Genomic DNA, 864 nt, shown 5'->3' on the forward strand with positions numbered 1-864 from the left:
GATACTGGAGTTACGCCAGCGCACGTTGAGTTCGCGGAAGGTGCCGCTCTGCACGGTATAGGCGAGTTCCGACTCACGGCCCCATTCCTTGCCATCGGTCACCGTGCCGATGTGCACGTTGTCGCCGCTGATATAGCGGTTCATCAACGTCAGTCCCGGAACACCCAGCGCGGCGAAGTTGTAGTCATGACGCAACTGCCAGGACTTCTCCCGCGCGTTGTCATAGCTATTGTTGTAGCTGTCATTGGCGAGCGTGCCGCCGCTGGTGCCGTTGACCCGCATCCAGGCGCTGTCGCCGGTGAGTTTCTGCAGGCCGACATAGAAGGTGTTGCCGCCATGGCGGGCGGAGAACATCCCCGACCAGGTCTTGTTCTCCAGGTCTCCGGCCAGGGCACTGCCGTCCTCCTTGCCGTAGAAGAAGCCGAGATTGGCGTCCAGGGTCCAGTCCCCCAGTGGCTGGCTGTGGACCAGGTTGACGTACTGCTGGCGGTAGATGTCCTTGAGTTGGGCATTCCACAGCCCGACCGTTGTGCGCTTGTCATTGAAGCTGTATTCGCCGCCCTGGAAGTTGAAGCGGTCGGAGGTGATGCCGGCCCTGCCGTTCATGAACATATCGGTCATGCTCGAATCGTTGCGCGGGCTGTTCTTCTGGAACTGGCCGCCGTAGAGCGTCAGTCCATCGATTTCCTTCGAGGTGATCTGGCCGCCGCGAAAGGTCTGCGGCAACGAGCGCCCGTCGTCCGAACGGAGGATCGGCAGCACCGGCATCCATTCGCCGACCTTCAGTTCGGTCCTGGAGATCCGCGCCTTGAAGGCCACGTCCAGGCGACCGAAGTTGTCGGCCGGGCGCCCGTCACGGTCCAG

General features: G+C 62.0%; 1 protein-coding gene. It reads right to left on the minus strand.

Translation table 11 applies throughout. From position 1 onward, the window contains the following. On the minus strand, window positions 1-864 hold an 864-nt coding region (locus HX851_RS33435), incomplete at both ends, for an OprD family outer membrane porin (protein WP_177066536.1).

The organism is Pseudomonas gingeri, from assembly GCF_013385635.1.
Lineage (GTDB): Bacteria > Pseudomonadota > Gammaproteobacteria > Pseudomonadales > Pseudomonadaceae > Aquipseudomonas > Aquipseudomonas gingeri_A.